Genomic DNA, 13,586 nt, shown 5'->3' with positions numbered 1-13,586 from the left:
TTTGCATATCGTCTTCTACACCGGCCGTCGACGCACCACGCCCGGCGCGACCGCTCGACAGTCAGATACGGGACGGGTACCGACCCCGTATCCACGCGGAGGTTTTTGGTCGCCAGCGGCATAGCGACGGACATGAGCGACGAGGCCCGGCGGACGGAGGGATTCAAACAGCGCACACGAGTCGAGTCGGCCCGGGAGACGCTACTGGACGCCGTGACACCGCACGACAGGACCGAGCGCGTCCCGCTCAGGGACGCCGACGAACGTGTCATCGCGACAGACGTGGGGGCCGCACGCCCAGTCCCGCACTACCAGCGGGCGGCGATGGACGGCTACGCGGTCCGGGCCGCGGACACGTTCGGCGCCAGCGACCGCTCGCCCGAGCAGTTGCGCGTCGCCGAGGACGTGGGGCCGGGCACCGCCAGTCGGGTCCACACCGGGAGCGAACTGCCGGCCGGTGCCGACGCCGTCGTGATGGTCGAGGACACCGACCGGCAGGGCGAGTCGCTGACCGTCTTCGACGCCGTTGCGGGCGGCGAGAACGTCGCGCCCGTCGGCGAGGACGTCGAGGCGGACCAGACGCTGTACGAGGCCGGCCACCGTCTCAGGCCCTCGGACCTCGGCCTGCTGAAGTCCGTCGGACTGGACGCCGTCGAGGTGTACGAGCGACCGCGGGTCAGCGTGATTCCGACCGGCGAAGAACTCGTACAGGACGACCCCGACCCCGGCGAAGTCGTCGAGACGAACGGCCAGACGGTCACCCAGTACGTCGAGCGCTGGGGCGGCGAGGCCACCTATCGCGACGTGGTCTCTGACGACGAAGACGCCCTCAGAGCGGCCGTCGAGGGCGACCTCGACCACGACGTGGTGGTGACCACCGGCGGGTCCTCGGTGGGCGAACGCGACCTCATCCCCGAGGTGGTCGACGAGTTGGGCGAGGTGCTGGTCCACGGCGTCGCGCTGAAGCCCGGTCACCCGGTCGCGCTGGGCCGCGTCGCGGACACGCCGGTCCTCATGCTCCCGGGGTATCCCGTCGCGTGCATCGTCAACGCCGTCCAGTTCCTCCGGCCGACGCTCGAACGCGCGGGCCACCTCCCGACGAGGGGCCCGCCGACGACCGACGCGCGGTTGACGCGCAAGGTGGTCAGCGGCCCGGGCACCCGGACGTACGTGCGCGTCCAGTTGGGCGAGGACGACGAGGGCGTCACGGCGACGCCGACACGTGCCAGTGGCTCCGGCGTCCTCTCCAGCGTCGCCCTCGCAGACGGCTGGGTCGTCGTCCCCGAGCGCCGGGAGGGGTACGACGCCGGTGAGACGGTCCCCGTCGAGAACTGGGAGGCCTCGCGATGAGCGACCGACGGGAGTTCCGCGACCTCGCGCCGCCCGAGGAGGCCCACGAGACGCTGGCGGGTCTCGACCTCACGCCCGACCCGGAGCGCGTGCCGCTCGCCGAGGCCCGCGACCGCGTCCTCGCGGAGCGCGTCGACGCCGAACTGGACGTGCCGGGGTTCGACCGCGCGAGCATGGACGGCTACGCGGTCCGGGCGGCCGACACCTTCGGCGCGGACGAGGCCGACCCGGTGACGATGCCTCTCGTCGGCGCGGTCCACGCCGGTGAGGAACCCGAGGTGACCGTCGAGGAGGGGACCGTCGTCGAGATCTCTACCGGCGCGGTGATGCCCGAGGGCGCCGACGCCGTGGTGATGGTCGAACGCACCACCGAAGTCGAGGACGGCGTCGAGATTCGGACCGCCGTCGCGCCCGGCGACAACGTGATGTTGGCGGGCGCGGACATCGCCGCCGGCGCGCGGGCGCTCGGCCCCGGCACCAGAATCACGCCCCGAGAGATCGGCCTGCTGTCGGCGCTGGGCGTCGACGAGGTACCGGTCCGCGGGACGCCCACCGTCGGCATCGTCTCGACGGGCGACGAACTGGTCCGGCCGGGCGAGTCGCTGGACAGCGCGGCCGGCGAGATATACGACGTCAACAGCTACACGCTCGCCGCGGCCGTCGAGGAGGCCGGCGGCGACCCGGTGCTGTACCCCCACGCCGGCGACGACTACGAGGAGATGGAGCGGTTGCTCCACGAGGCCGCCGACGAGTGTGACCTCGTCCTCTCCTCCGGGTCGACGAGCGCCAGTGCCGTCGACGTCATCTACCGCGTCATCGAGGACCGCGGCGAACTCCTCTTACACGGCGTGGCGGTCAAGCCCGGCAAGCCGATGCTCGTCGGCACCGTCGGCGAGTCGGCCTACGTCGGTCTTCCGGGATATCCCATCTCGGCGCTGACCATCTTCCGGGTGTTCGTCGCGCCGGTGATTCGCGAGGCGGCCGGGCGCGAGGCACCCGCGACGGCGACGGTCACGGGCGAGATGGCCGTCACCGAACGGTACAGCGAGGGTCGCCACCGCCTCATGCCCGTCGGCCTCGTCGAGGACGGCGACGGGAACCTGCTCGTCTACCCGGTCGACAAGGGGAGCGGCGCGACCACCAGCCTCGTGGACGCCGACGGCACCGTCACCGTCCCCGCGGACACCGACTACCTCGGCGCGGGCGAGACGGTCGAAGTGGACCTCTTCTCCCCGGACGTGCGCCCGCCGACCCTGCTCGGCGTCGGCGAAGACGACCCCACCCTCGCCCGACTACTGGACGACGTGGACCGCCCGCGCTACCTCCCGGTCGGGACGACGGAGGGACTGCGCCGTCTCGGGGACGGCACGCCGGACATCGCTGTCGCGGCCGGCCCGGCCGAACCGCCGAAGGCAGCCGTCAACGTCGGCGACTGGGAGCGCGACTGGGGCCTCGTCGTCGCCCCCGACGCCGACGTGGACTCGCTTGCGACCCTCGTCGACGGCGAGTGGCGGTTCGTCAACCGCGATACGGCGTCGGGTCTGCGGCGGAGTTTCGACGACGCGCTGGCCGCCCTCGCCGAGGAGCGCGACACGGACCGCGCGACGGTCGCCGAGGCTATCGACGGCTACGAACTGACGACGAAGGCCCACGAGAGCCCCGCCCGGAAGGTCGCCGCCGGGCAGGCGGACGCGGGGCTGGGACTCCGGTCGACCGCCGAGAAACTCGGGCTGGAGTACGTCTCACTGGGGACTCAGCAGGTCCGGGTCCTCGCCAACGCCGACCGGACGGAGAAAGAGGGCGTCCTCGCGCTCGGGCGCGCCATCGAGGGCCTGTAGCTCAGTCCTCGTCGGCGTACTCGTAGGGTGCGCGGTCCCCCTCGCTGTCCATGTAGGCCTCGTTGAACTCCCAGTCGCCGTCCTCGCCCTCTATCATGTACTCGCCGTAGTAGGGGACCCGCTCGGCGACGGTCTTGCGGAAGGCCTCGCGCATCGATTCTCTGGTCTCGCCGATGGCGACGAGGTCGTCGTTCCGGTTCAGACAGCCCTTGAGGTAGCCGTCGTGGGTGAGCCGGACCCGGTGGCAGTTCGCACAGAACTCGGCGTTGCCGACGGGGTCGACGATTTCGACCATCCCGAGGCCGCTGCCGTCGGTGGCCGCGCGTGCGGCGCCGGTCTCTTCGACCGTCGCGTCCTCGTCTGCCTCGCTGCTGACGAAGTAGCGCCGGCGGTCGTGCATTTCGCGCGTCTCGACGTGGTCGGCCCGGTCTTCGAGCCAGTCGTGGACGCGTTGGATGTCGATGGCCCACTCGGGGTGGCCCGCCAGTTCCGGCATGTACTCGATGAGTTGCAGTTGGAGGCCGTCGTTCTCGGCGACGTGGTCGACCATCCCCGGGACGTATCCCGCGGTCGGTTCGAACACGACCATGTTGAGTTTTACCGGGGCGAGACCGGCGTCCAGCGCCGCCTCGACCCCCTCTAAGACCCGCTCGTAGGCCCCGCTCTGGGTCAGTTCGGCGAACGCGTCCCTGTCCAGCGCGTCCTGTGAGACGTTGACCCGTTCGAGGCCCGCTTCGACGAGCCCCTCGGCACGACCCGGGAGGAAGGTGCCGTTGGTCGTCATCGACACCTCCATCTCGTCTGGCGCGCGCCGGACTATCTCCTCTAGGTCGTCCCGGAGCATCGGCTCTCCGCCGGTGAGCTTCACGGCCTCGACGTCGAACTCCCTGGCGACTTCGAGGAACTGCACGACGTGGTCCGTCGACAGTTCGTCGTCCTGCGGGTCCATCGGACCGCGGGTGTCGCCGAGTCCCTCGTTGTGACAGTAGACGCAGTCGAAGTTACACCGGTCGGTCAGCGAGACGCGGACCCCCGAGACCTCGCGACCGAACTCGTCTTCGAGCATTTGCTTGTCGAGTGTTCACACTCCGCGGATTTAAAGGGTCGTTTTGTAGGCCGAACCTAGCGACGGCGACGGGGGAAGCGTTTTCAGCCACGACCTCGCCTGCTAGGGCATGGACATCGTCGGCGCGCTCGGTGCCCACGAGGGAACGACTTGTTTCGTCGGCGCGGGCGGGAAGAAGACGACGATGGCGACGCTCGCCGCCCGACTGGACCGCGCCGTCGTCACGGCCACAGTCCGCATCCCCATCTTCGACGACTGGGTCGCCCGCGTCGCGGTGACCGACGACCCCGCCGCGGCCGTCGCGGCGACCGACGACTGGCCGCTGGGCGTCGTCCCGGAACGGGAACGCGAGGACCGGTATCTGGGCTACGACCGCGAGACGGTGGCTGTGCTTTCCGACTGCGGCGTCCCGGTCCTCGTGAAAGCCGACGGCGCGCGGATGCGCCGGTTCAAGGCCCCGAGCGACCGCGAACCACAGGTTCCGTCGAGTGCCGACACCGTCGTTCCCATCGCCAGCGCGCACGTGGTCGGGCAGCCACTCACCGACGAGCGCGTCCACCGGGTCGACCGTGTGGCCGCCCTCACCGGCCTCGACCCGGGCGACACCATCCGCGCGGCGGACGTGGCGACGGTGCTCGCGAGCGACCGGGGCGGCCGGAAGGGCGTGCCCGACGGCGCGACGGTGATTCCGCTCGTGAACATGGTCGACGACGACGAACTGACGGCTACCGCGCGCGAGATCGCACGGGAGATCCACGACCGGACGGACGTGCCGCGGGTGGTTCTCGCGGAGATGCGCGCACCCGACCCGCTGGTCGAGGTCGTCTAGGCGGGGGTTACCGGCGTCGTCGCCGCCTCCGGTGACCGACGGTGCCCGATGGGCCGGAACCACCGGCGGGCACCGGAACAACGCTTTTGTCGCCCGCCAGCCGTATGATATATCATGACACTCGACACGCCCGGGCGTCTCCTTCGGGTCGACCTCTCGGGCGGGGCCGCCGAGAGCGTTCGGGTGCCCGACGAATGGCGGCGGAAGTACGTCGGGGGGAAGGGACTGGGGGCTAGATACCTCTACGACGAACTGACCGCCGGGACGGACCCGCTCGGGCCGGGAAACGCCCTGTTGTTCATGCTCGGCCCGCTCTCGGGGTACCTGCCCGGCGAGTCCCGCTACGCGGCGGTCACGAAGTCGCCGCTGACCGGCGGGTTCCTCGACTCCTACGCCGGCGGCGAGTTCCCCGACGCCCTCGCCGGGGCGCTGGGCGAGAACGTCGGTCTGCTGGTCACCGGGCGGGCCGACGCCCCGGTCCGAATCGTCGTCGAGGGCGGGTCCGCGACGGTCGAACCCGCCCGGACGTGGGGCGACGACACCGTCGAGACGGCGGCGGCGTTCCCGGACGCGGCGGTGGCCTGCATCGGCCCGGCGGGCGAACAGCGGGTCGCCTTCGCCTCCATCGCCTCGGACGCCGGCGACCACCACGCGGGCCGGGGCGGTGCCGGCGCGGTGATGGGGTCGAAGCGGTTGAAAGCCGTCGTCGCGCGCGGCGACCCGCCCGAAGGACTGGACGCCCTGCGGGAGTCCTACGCGGAGGCGTACCGCGAGACGGCGACGGGCCGCTGGCTCGAATCCAGCGGCACCGTCGAGAGCGTCGACTTCGCCAACGAGGTCGGGGCGCTCTCGACCCGCGGCTGGACCGACGGCCAGTTCGAGGGGGCCGACGCGGTGGGCATCAGCGCCGTCGAGGCGCTGGCGGCGGGCCGGGAGTACGACGACGACGAGAACCCCGGCGGGTTCCGGGTCGAGACCGACGAGGGCGACCACGTCCCCCGCGGCGCGTCGGCGATGAGTCTGGGGGCCGCGCTCGGCATCGACGAGTTCGACGCCGTCGCGGCGCTGGGCCAGACCTGCGACCGCCTCGGGATGGACCTCATCAGCGCCGGGAGCGCCGTCGCGTGGGCCATCAAGGCCGCCGACGCCGGCCACGTCGACCGGGACCTCGCCTTCGGCGACCCCGACGGCGCCCGCACGCTCCTCCGAGAGATCGCCGCCCGTGAGACCGACCTCGGGGACGCACTCGCGGGCGGGGTCGACGCGGCCGCCGAGCGTTACGGCGGGGCCGGCCTCGTCCCGACGGTCAAGGCGATGGAATTGCCGGCCTACGACCCGCGGGGCGCACAGAGCATGGCGCTGGCCTACGCGACGAGCGACCGGGGGGCCTGCCACCGGCGCGCCCGGACCGTCGAGCGCGAGGCGTTCGACGAGGACTGGTCGCCCGAGCGAGCGGCCGCCGCCGTCGTCCGCGAACAGGACCAGCGCTCCGTGCTGTGGTGTCTCGTCGTGGACGACTTCGTCGGCGACGTGTTCGACGATTTGGGCGCCGAGTGGGTCGAGGCCGTCGGTCTCGACGTCGACGGCGACCTGCGGACCGTCGGCGAACGGGTGTGGAACCTCACGCGCCTGTTCAACGTCCGCGAGGGCGTCTCCCGGGCCGACGACGAACTGCCCGCCGTCCTGCGCGACCCGCTCGAATCGGGACCGAACGCCGGGGCGGCCGTCGAGCCAGCACGGTTCGAGGCGATGCTCGACGCCTACTACCGCCGCCGGGGCTGGGGGGCCGACGGCCGGCCCGCCCGTGCGACGGTCGCCCGCCTCGGACTGGACGAGGCCGTCGACGACGAGACGTCGCTCGCCGAGACACCGCTCTCAGAGCCATGACAGACGAAATCGACCTCGACGAACTGGACGTGAAATCGGACGACGAGGACGGCCCGAACCGCGGCGACTGGTTCTGGCGCGGCGAGGGCGACCCGAGCGAGGAACCCGACGCCGGAGCGGTCGAGACGCCCTCGACCGTGACGCCGGACGCCGGCGAGAGCGCGGTGGACGGGGCCGGAGCGACGGACGTCGACGGGCCGGACGACCCAGACGCCGCGGACGCGAGCGCCGGCCCCGTCCCGCACGTCCCGCGGGAGAACAAGGACAAGCCGGCGGGTATCCCGGTCGAGAGCGGCGGCGCGGGCGGCGGGGCCGCCGCCGACGCCGGCACGCCGGCGGACGCCCCCGAACACCCGGACGCAGCCGACGAACAGGCCGCGAGCGGTCCGCACGGCGGCGGTATCGACGACATGACGATGGCGCTGACCTACGCGGCGGCCCAGCGACTCGCGGACCCGCAACTGGCCATCCGGGACGCGAAGACGTGGACCGACTGGCTCGGCATCGTCGGCGACGTCGAGACGTTCGTCATCAGCAAGTTCCAGCGCGACCACGGCGTCGACGTGGACTTCTTCAGCGGGTCGGGCCAGTCGCCCGGCGAGCGACTCGCGGACATCGACGAACACTCCATGTTCTTCGCCGAGCGGATGGTCGTCGTCGGCCTCCCCGAGGAAGCATCGATAGCCGAGCAAGCAGACTGGGAGTTCGTGCCGCTTTCGACGGCGGCCCAGAAGGCCGACTGGGGCCTCACCGAGGACCCCGAGTGACGGGTGACCTTTTTGGTAACGCACCGCATGGTAATACCTAGAGGCCGACACATGACCCTCAGAACTGCACTGCAACAGTCGAAGATACTCACGTTCGTCGTCATGGGGGCCTTCGTGTGGCTCCTGTTGTCGCTGCTGAACGTGATGGGGACGTTCGATTGGGCCGCGATCAACACGGGCGACTTCGTGGGACAGACCGCCGTCGGCGGCATCGCCGGCGTCGTCGTACTGGCCGTCCTTCTGGGCGTGCTGGTGGTGCTGTACTCCGAGGTGTCCGAGACGAGTCCGGGGCCGGAAGCGTGGCCGCCGTCCGAGCGATGACGTACTACAGTTGCGAGGAGTGTGGCCAACTCATCGATCTCTCGACGCTCGACGAACAGCCCCGTCGCGAGCACTGTCCGGTGTGTGAGGAGACGACGCGCTGGACGCCCGAGTTCACCGCGGACGAGGGGGTGTCGTTCTGATGTACACCTTCGAGGTCAGCGACCGCCTCTACGAGGCCGCCGAACGCTGGGGCGAGAAGATGATGCAGGACATCGACGAGGCGCTCGAGACGAAAGTCGAGCAGTCGTTACTGGAGATAGAACATCTCGTCTCACAGTCCCACGAGGTCGAGTTCGACCTCGAGGGCCGGGCCGTGACGTACGACCCGACCGACGAACTGGCCGCGTTCCTCGAACGGCAAGCCGACGGGCGGGACGTCGACGAGAGCGACGTGCTGAAGATGCACGTCGACCTCTACGCCAACGCCTTCCTCGAAGAGGCGGCGTCCGAGGAACGCCCGCCGAACGCACCGCCGACCGAGTGACGCGGGGAAACGTTAACTCACTGGACGCACAATGGTGTGATATACCATGGCTCACGAAGACAATGACTGGCGCCCGAAAGGAGCCACAGACACGTTCAAGGGGTACGAAGTCTGGGACCACGGCGTCTGGCCCATCGACGTCAACGAGGGCGAAGTCGACGGCGAGATATCGCTGACCGACGAGGAGTAATCAGGCGTCGGGGAACGCCCGCCGGTCACGCGGCGGGACGTAGAAGTTCGCCCGCGACAGCACCTCGATGAACTCCAGGATGCCGTTGTGCTGTTCGTCCTGGATGTCGGGGTGTTCGTCCTGTAACCACCACCCGTTCATAGCGTCGCGTGTCTCCTCGAAGTGGGCCAGTTTCCGCTGGAGCGAGAGGAACTGCACCGCGGCGTGGCCGCCGTCGACGCTGTTGAAGTCTCGACGTAACAGGAGCGGTTCGCCGTCCTTGCGCGCCCGTGCCACCTTCTCCCAGTGGCCGACCCGCCCCGTCTCGCTCGCGTGTTCGGTGACAGCGTCGGCGAAGTCGAGCGGTCCGTGCCCGGCTACGTCCTCGGGCGAGAACTCGCTAGAGAACATCTGCGTGACGCGGTCGGCTTCCGCCATCGCCCACCAGCTATCCAGCGACTCCCGCAGGTGCGAGAGGTGCATCGTGGTCCCGCCGGCGTAGCGACCGTCCGAGATGGTGACGCGCTCTTCGGAGGCCTGCGTGCCAGCACGCCCGGAGAAGAAGCCCGTGAAGTTCGGGACGTCGCTGGGGATGTCGTTCGGGACGCCCTCCGCGTTGGCGTGCTGGGCCGGGAGCCCCTCGCCGAAAAAGCCTGTCCGCCGTTCGCCGACGGTGAACACGTCACCCAGTCGCTCTTCGACCGTGACGCCGCCGAGACTGGACCGCGCACCGAACATCGCCGACTCGGTGGCCTCCAGTTGTGAGGGGACGTCGCTCGCGAGGACGAGGATGGCGTCGTACGAGAGGAGTTCGGGGTCGTCGGTCCGGGAGACGACCGTCGGGTGGCGAATCGGCGAGTCGCCGAGTCGCCCGAGGCGCTCGAAGTACGCCGTCCCCCACCCGAGCATGTGGAGGAGCCCGTCGCTTCGGAACTCGTAGGCCTCTTCGAGGGTCCGCATCGCCAGTTCGACGGTGCGGGCGGCCTCCTCCGTCGGGTCGGCGTCGAGGTCCAACAGGAACAGTCGGAAGTGTTCGGGCAACAGCGGGTTGTCCTCGCTGTCGGTCCTGAGGCGGTCGTTCCACGTGTGCTGGCTCTGTGGGAGGGACCCGGCCCGCGGATTCGGCGGGAGGTCGGCGGTCGGGGACGCCGCACGGCGGGCGAGGAAGTTCGAGCAGCCGCTGAGGCCGGCCGCGCCGGTGATCGTCGCGAGGCGATAGAGCAGGTCCCGACGGGATGGCATGTCACCCCGAGGAAGGGGCCTGCCGAAGAAAAACCTTACCGACCCAATACGTTCGCAACCGTTTTGCCGCTCGTGCCGTACTTGGTGTGTATGGGGCTCACACCCATACACTCTCGGACGGGGATAGACCTCCCGCTATCCCCGGATACCGGTGCCGTGTTCCTCGCGATAGGGGTCGTCGTCGTCGCCGTCATCACCTACGATATATATAGACAACACTACCGTTCGGAGGTGGACCGTGGCGACTGAGCAGTCCGGGGAGCGGTTCGACGCCGCCACGCTCCTCGGCTACGTCCGTATCACCGTGTACGTGCTGGCGGCCCTGTTGGCGCTGTCGTTGCTCGTCGTCGGGACTGTCGGCCTCCTCGCCGAGATAAAGGGCACGTGGCACTGGGCCATCCACCTCGAGTCGACCATCAGTTTCGTCGGCCTGTTCGTCAGCCGGTTGCTGGTCGTACTGATACCACTGTTCGTCGTCCTCGTCGTCGGTCGGCGGGTGATTCCCGATGCGTGAGCGCTTGCAGGGCAACCTGCTCGGCCTGACCGCGGCCGCTTCGGTGACCCTGCTCTGTATCCTCGTCGCCGGCGCGGGCGCTATTGCTATCTACGCCGAGACGGTCGGGACCTGGCGCTCGCTTTTTCTCATGGAACAGGCGCTCGCCTTGCTCGTCCCGACGGTGAAGGCCCTGCTTGCGGTCGCTTTCGTCTCCGGCGTCGGCCTCGTCGCCGGGGCTCGGTAGCTACCCTATCTGGCCGACGATGTCGTTCTCGAACTCGACCAGCCCCTGACAGACCAGCGCCGCCGCGAGGAACAGGCCGTCGTCGGCCTCCCCGCGCATCTCCGCGACGAAGTCGTCTATCCACGCGTTCAGGTGTTCGTTCAGGAACACCCGCTCGAAGCCGACCGTCTCCTCCCGTCCCGCTCGTTGTGCGTCGACGAGGTAGCGGAGGAACGCCATCTCGACGGCGATGAAGTCGTCCTCCTCGGGGTACTCCTCCGGCGAGGACCACCCGGCGGCGCCGTAACTGGCTTCGACCTCCGCCAGCCCTTCGCCGATGAACTCGGTGTCGTCCCGGTAGTGCGTCTCGTGAGGCAACACCGGCGGGCGCGGTCCCACGAGGAGGTCGGTGTACTCTCGCTCCAGTTCCGTCTGGACGACCGACGGGTCGCGGCCCGCCTGTTCGTCCAACCACGTCTGTAGCATCTCGAATCCCTCGTCCATCGGGTCGTTGATCGACTCCTCGGGCAACGCCACTTCGTCGCCGAGCAACTTCTCGACGAACGCCTCGCTGGGCGTGTCCCAGAACACTTCGATGACGAAGTCTATCAGTTCGAGGCGCGCCTCGTAGACGGCCGCGTCGTTCATCGTCGACCCCCCTGATCGAACAGCAGGTGGCTCCGACAGTCGCCACAGTACTCGAAGACGCTGTGTTCGGACTCGGGTGCCAGTCCCGCGACCACCTCGCCGACTTCCTCCGCTATCTTCTCCGCGGAGGCGACGCTCGTGAACGCTTTGCCACAGCGGACACACTCCATCATCTCGTCCTCGTGGACGGTCTGCCACGACTCGCCGTCGCGGTTCTCCGGGAGGAGACCGAGGTTCAGCCCCGTCTCCATCGTGATGGCCGTCTCCGGACACCCCTCCTCGCAGAGGCCACAGTTGACACACCGCTCGTGGTTGAACTGCAACTCACCCTCGCCGGTCCGCCGGATGGCGTCGGTGGGACAGAGATTCGTACACGTCGGCGTGAGCGTACAGGCGTCGTTCACCTCCATCAGGCCGAAGTCTTTCAGACCGCGAATCACCTCCCGGTCGGGGTCGACGTGGTCGAGGATGGTCCGCACACTTTCGAGGGTCCAGCCGTGACTGTCGAAGGATGGGTTGGCCCGCTCTGTCCCCCAGTCGGCGTCGATGCGCCCGGTCGCCTCGTAGTCGCCAGCGGGCACCGGCGTCTCGTCTAACCCGAACTCGACGAACCCGGAGATGGCCTCGACGAACGCCGCTGGGTTCCCGGCTTCGGGGGCGAAGAAGCCGACGCGCTTCCCGAGGCCGAGGTCCTGCGTCGCTCGGTTGAGTCGGTCGACGAGGTCCCGTTTCGGGTCCGGCCCGGAGTGGAGACACGAGCCACCACACCCGACGATAGCGACGCCGTCGGCCCCCGCCGCCAGCGCGTGCATGACGTGGGCCTCGCCGACGGTGTCGGTGCAGTTGACTCGGACCGGCAGAATGGGCGGGTAGTCGAGGTCGTCGTCGCTGCGGGCGGCACGGCGTCCGTGCGCGCGGAGGCGTTCGGCCGCGTACTCCGAACAGACGAACGCGACGACCTGCGTGTCGATGGCCGGTGCCGTGCCCCGGGAGAGCAGGCCGCCGTCGGCCTCGTCGCCCTCCAGTAGCGCCTCCACCTCGCGCGCGATGCGCTCGTTGGAGGGCTCTCGGAGCATCGTCGCGCCGGTGGGACAGGCACTCGTACACGCCCCGCAGTCCTGACAGGCCGTCTGGTCGAACTCGACCGAGTCGATGGTGGGCCGGTCTACCGCGCCGTGCGGGCAGGCGTCGACACAGGCCGTACACCCCTCCTGACTCGACGCGCCGGCCGCACAGACGTCCATCTCCAAATCGAGGAACTGCGGTTTCTCGATGCCGCCGAGTTGGGACTCGACGGCGGCGATAGTCCCTGCGTCCACTGGGCCGGTGTAGTAGCCGAGTCGCCCGCCCCGCGCGTCGTCGCGGCCGCCGGGATAGAGTATCTGGTCGAACTCGACAGTGCGTGTCACCCCGTCGAGGTCGATGGCGTCGGTCGGACAGCAGTCGGGCCACTCGCCCTCCGGGGCGTCAGGGTGGATGTCGACGGGGTACTCGGTGACCATCCCGTCGGGGCCCTCGTGGACGCACGCCATGCAGTCGATGCAGTCGTCGGTGACTCGGGCTTCGAGCGTGAGTTCGAACTCGCCGAACGAGCCGTCGACGCCGACGACGCGGCCGCGTTCGACGGTCACGTCGCCGAGTCCTTCGACCTCGGCGAACTCGCGCCCGTCGGCGATGAGTGTCACGTCGGCCGCCTCGGTGAGCGATGTCGCGGCGTCGGCGTCACCGACGACGGCCACGCGGTTGCCCGCGTCTTTCGAGACGCTCCGGGTGATGGCCTCGTGCTGGAGGCCCGCCTGCTTGGCGTTGATGAGTCGGGCCGTCTTCTCCGTCGCTTCGGCCTCGCCGTGGACCCACGCGTTGGTCTCTCTGTGGTCGACGAACTGTGTCGCGTCCGGGTGGAGTCCGTGGTCGTCGGCCAGCGACCGGATTCGGTCCTGGCACGACGGTTCGGGCGTCGTCACGATGAGTTGGTCCAGGTCGTAGCCGTCGATGACTTTCGACATCGCGTCGCGCCCGTCCTGACAGAGCAACTCGGAACTCGCGACTACGTCGACCCCTGAGACGCCCTCGCGGACCGTCTCCAGGTCGATGTCGCACGAGCCCCCACACGAACACACGAAGGCACCTGTGTTCATTATACATGAAAAAACATGGCAAAGTGATATCGTTTGCGGGTGATTTCACCGCCTAACTGCCTGTAAGGGCCGGGTTACCGTCTTCTGGTTTAGGTTTGCCAAAAAATGCCGCCAGAGCGACATGA

The 13,586-nt window shown here is 69.3% G+C and carries 16 protein-coding genes; 12 read left to right on the top strand and 4 right to left on the bottom strand.

Annotated elements, in window-relative coordinates:
• Positions 1-132: 132 nt before the first annotated feature.
• Together glp and NDI85_RS08270 are read left to right on the top strand one after the other, a co-directional pair.
• Entirely contained in the window at positions 133-1,350 is a 1,218-nt protein-coding gene (gene glp / locus NDI85_RS08275) for a gephyrin-like molybdotransferase Glp (protein ID WP_189000691.1), read from the top strand.
• Positions 1,347-3,188: a molybdopterin biosynthesis protein gene (locus tag NDI85_RS08270; protein WP_310915480.1), complete on the top strand. Its 1,842-nt coding sequence runs from the start codon at positions 1,347-1,349 to the stop codon at positions 3,186-3,188. Before glp ends, NDI85_RS08270 begins: the two co-directional genes overlap by 4 nt.
• 1 nt (position 3,189) lies before the next feature.
• Here the strand turns inward: NDI85_RS08270 and moaA are convergent, their stop codons facing one another.
• Complete coding sequence (moaA, locus tag NDI85_RS08265) at positions 3,190-4,254, bottom strand: GTP 3',8-cyclase MoaA (protein ID WP_189000697.1); 1,065 nt, start codon at positions 4,252-4,254, stop codon at positions 3,190-3,192.
• A gap of 109 nt (positions 4,255-4,363) precedes the next feature.
• On the opposite strand from moaA, the gene yqeC reads away from it, so the two are divergent.
• The 7 genes from yqeC to NDI85_RS08230 all read left to right on the top strand — a co-directional run bounded on the left by yqeC (position 4,364) and on the right by NDI85_RS08230 (position 8,735).
• Complete coding sequence (gene yqeC, locus NDI85_RS08260) at positions 4,364-5,083, top strand: selenium cofactor biosynthesis protein YqeC (protein ID WP_310915479.1); 720 nt, start codon at positions 4,364-4,366, stop codon at positions 5,081-5,083.
• Between the two features lie 114 nt (positions 5,084-5,197).
• The gene (locus tag NDI85_RS08255; protein ID WP_396275508.1) at positions 5,198-6,970 is read left to right on the top strand and encodes an aldehyde ferredoxin oxidoreductase family protein; all 1,773 of its coding nucleotides are present in this window, start codon (positions 5,198-5,200) and stop codon (positions 6,968-6,970) included.
• A complete protein-coding gene (locus tag NDI85_RS08250; RefSeq protein ID WP_310915478.1) occupies positions 6,967-7,737 on the top strand; it encodes a hypothetical protein in 771 nt (256 codons plus the stop codon). Before NDI85_RS08255 ends, NDI85_RS08250 begins: the two co-directional genes overlap by 4 nt.
• 51 nt (positions 7,738-7,788) lie before the next feature.
• Positions 7,789-8,058 carry a hypothetical protein gene (locus tag NDI85_RS08245; RefSeq protein ID WP_166968269.1) on the top strand — a complete coding sequence of 90 codons (270 nt, stop codon included), beginning with the start codon at positions 7,789-7,791 and terminating at the stop codon, positions 8,056-8,058.
• Positions 8,055-8,201, top strand: coding sequence for a hypothetical protein (locus NDI85_RS08240; RefSeq protein ID WP_189000706.1), 147 nt, complete (start codon positions 8,055-8,057; stop codon positions 8,199-8,201). The genes NDI85_RS08245 and NDI85_RS08240 overlap by 4 nt, the downstream gene beginning before the upstream one ends.
• Positions 8,198-8,545, top strand: coding sequence for a hypothetical protein (locus NDI85_RS08235; RefSeq protein ID WP_189001374.1), 348 nt, complete (start codon positions 8,198-8,200; stop codon positions 8,543-8,545). The genes NDI85_RS08240 and NDI85_RS08235 overlap by 4 nt, the downstream gene beginning before the upstream one ends.
• A gap of 46 nt (positions 8,546-8,591) precedes the next feature.
• The gene (locus NDI85_RS08230) at positions 8,592-8,735 is read left to right on the top strand and encodes a hypothetical protein (RefSeq protein WP_189000708.1); all 144 of its coding nucleotides are present in this window, start codon (positions 8,592-8,594) and stop codon (positions 8,733-8,735) included.
• On the opposite strand, the gene NDI85_RS08225 is transcribed toward NDI85_RS08230, so the two are convergent.
• A complete protein-coding gene (locus tag NDI85_RS08225) occupies positions 8,736-9,956 on the bottom strand; it encodes a hypothetical protein (protein ID WP_310915477.1) in 1,221 nt (406 codons plus the stop codon).
• 90 nt (positions 9,957-10,046) lie between these two features.
• Here NDI85_RS08225 and NDI85_RS08220 point away from each other — a divergent pair, with 90 nt between their 5' ends.
• From NDI85_RS08220 to NDI85_RS08210, 3 genes are read left to right on the top strand one after another with little or no spacing between them, the layout of a single operon-like run.
• Positions 10,047-10,205, top strand: coding sequence for a hypothetical protein (locus NDI85_RS08220; protein ID WP_189000712.1), 159 nt, complete (start codon positions 10,047-10,049; stop codon positions 10,203-10,205).
• Positions 10,195-10,470, top strand: coding sequence for a hypothetical protein (locus tag NDI85_RS08215; protein WP_189000714.1), 276 nt, complete (start codon positions 10,195-10,197; stop codon positions 10,468-10,470). The genes NDI85_RS08220 and NDI85_RS08215 overlap by 11 nt, the downstream gene beginning before the upstream one ends.
• Positions 10,463-10,696, top strand: coding sequence for a hypothetical protein (locus tag NDI85_RS08210; RefSeq protein ID WP_310915476.1), 234 nt, complete (start codon positions 10,463-10,465; stop codon positions 10,694-10,696). The genes NDI85_RS08215 and NDI85_RS08210 overlap by 8 nt, the downstream gene beginning before the upstream one ends.
• Here NDI85_RS08210 and NDI85_RS08205 read toward each other — a convergent pair whose 3' ends face one another.
• Together NDI85_RS08205 and NDI85_RS08200 are read right to left on the bottom strand one after the other, a co-directional pair.
• Positions 10,697-11,323 carry a molecular chaperone TorD family protein gene (locus NDI85_RS08205; protein ID WP_310915475.1) on the bottom strand — a complete coding sequence of 209 codons (627 nt, stop codon included), beginning with the start codon at positions 11,321-11,323 and terminating at the stop codon, positions 10,697-10,699.
• Positions 11,320-13,461, bottom strand: a complete 2,142-nt coding sequence (locus NDI85_RS08200; protein ID WP_310915474.1) for a hydrogenase iron-sulfur subunit — start codon at positions 13,459-13,461, stop codon at positions 11,320-11,322. The genes NDI85_RS08205 and NDI85_RS08200 overlap by 4 nt, the downstream gene beginning before the upstream one ends.
• Positions 13,462-13,586: the final 125 nt, after the last annotated feature.

The organism is Haloarcula sp. S1AR25-4 (assembly GCF_031624555.1).
GTDB lineage: Archaea > Halobacteriota > Halobacteria > Halobacteriales > Haloarculaceae > Haloarcula > Haloarcula pellucida.
This window is presented reverse-complemented; position numbering and strand designations above follow the sequence as displayed.

What these genes read in the sequence shown, in the direction of transcription:
- glp (WP_189000691.1), top strand. Translation starts at nt 133, where the DNA reads ATGAGCGACGAGGCCCGGCGGACGGAGGGATTCAAACAGCGCACACGA.
- NDI85_RS08270 (WP_310915480.1), top strand. Translation starts at nt 1,347, where the DNA reads ATGAGCGACCGACGGGAGTTCCGCGACCTCGCGCCGCCCGAGGAGGCC.
- moaA (WP_189000697.1), bottom strand. Translation starts at nt 4,254, where the DNA reads ATGCTCGAAGACGAGTTCGGTCGCGAGGTCTCGGGGGTCCGCGTCTCG.
- yqeC (WP_310915479.1), top strand. Translation starts at nt 4,364, where the DNA reads ATGGACATCGTCGGCGCGCTCGGTGCCCACGAGGGAACGACTTGTTTC.
- NDI85_RS08255 (WP_396275508.1), top strand. Translation starts at nt 5,198, where the DNA reads ATGACACTCGACACGCCCGGGCGTCTCCTTCGGGTCGACCTCTCGGGC.
- NDI85_RS08250 (WP_310915478.1), top strand. Translation starts at nt 6,967, where the DNA reads ATGACAGACGAAATCGACCTCGACGAACTGGACGTGAAATCGGACGAC.
- NDI85_RS08245 (WP_166968269.1), top strand. Translation starts at nt 7,789, where the DNA reads ATGACCCTCAGAACTGCACTGCAACAGTCGAAGATACTCACGTTCGTC.
- NDI85_RS08240 (WP_189000706.1), top strand. Translation starts at nt 8,055, where the DNA reads ATGACGTACTACAGTTGCGAGGAGTGTGGCCAACTCATCGATCTCTCG.
- NDI85_RS08230 (WP_189000708.1), top strand. Translation starts at nt 8,592, where the DNA reads ATGGCTCACGAAGACAATGACTGGCGCCCGAAAGGAGCCACAGACACG.
- NDI85_RS08225 (WP_310915477.1), bottom strand. Translation starts at nt 9,956, where the DNA reads ATGCCATCCCGTCGGGACCTGCTCTATCGCCTCGCGACGATCACCGGC.
- NDI85_RS08220 (WP_189000712.1), top strand. Translation starts at nt 10,047, where the DNA reads ATGGGGCTCACACCCATACACTCTCGGACGGGGATAGACCTCCCGCTA.
- NDI85_RS08210 (WP_310915476.1), top strand. Translation starts at nt 10,463, where the DNA reads ATGCGTGAGCGCTTGCAGGGCAACCTGCTCGGCCTGACCGCGGCCGCT.
- NDI85_RS08205 (WP_310915475.1), bottom strand. Translation starts at nt 11,323, where the DNA reads ATGAACGACGCGGCCGTCTACGAGGCGCGCCTCGAACTGATAGACTTC.
- NDI85_RS08200 (WP_310915474.1), bottom strand. Translation starts at nt 13,461, where the DNA reads ATGAACACAGGTGCCTTCGTGTGTTCGTGTGGGGGCTCGTGCGACATC.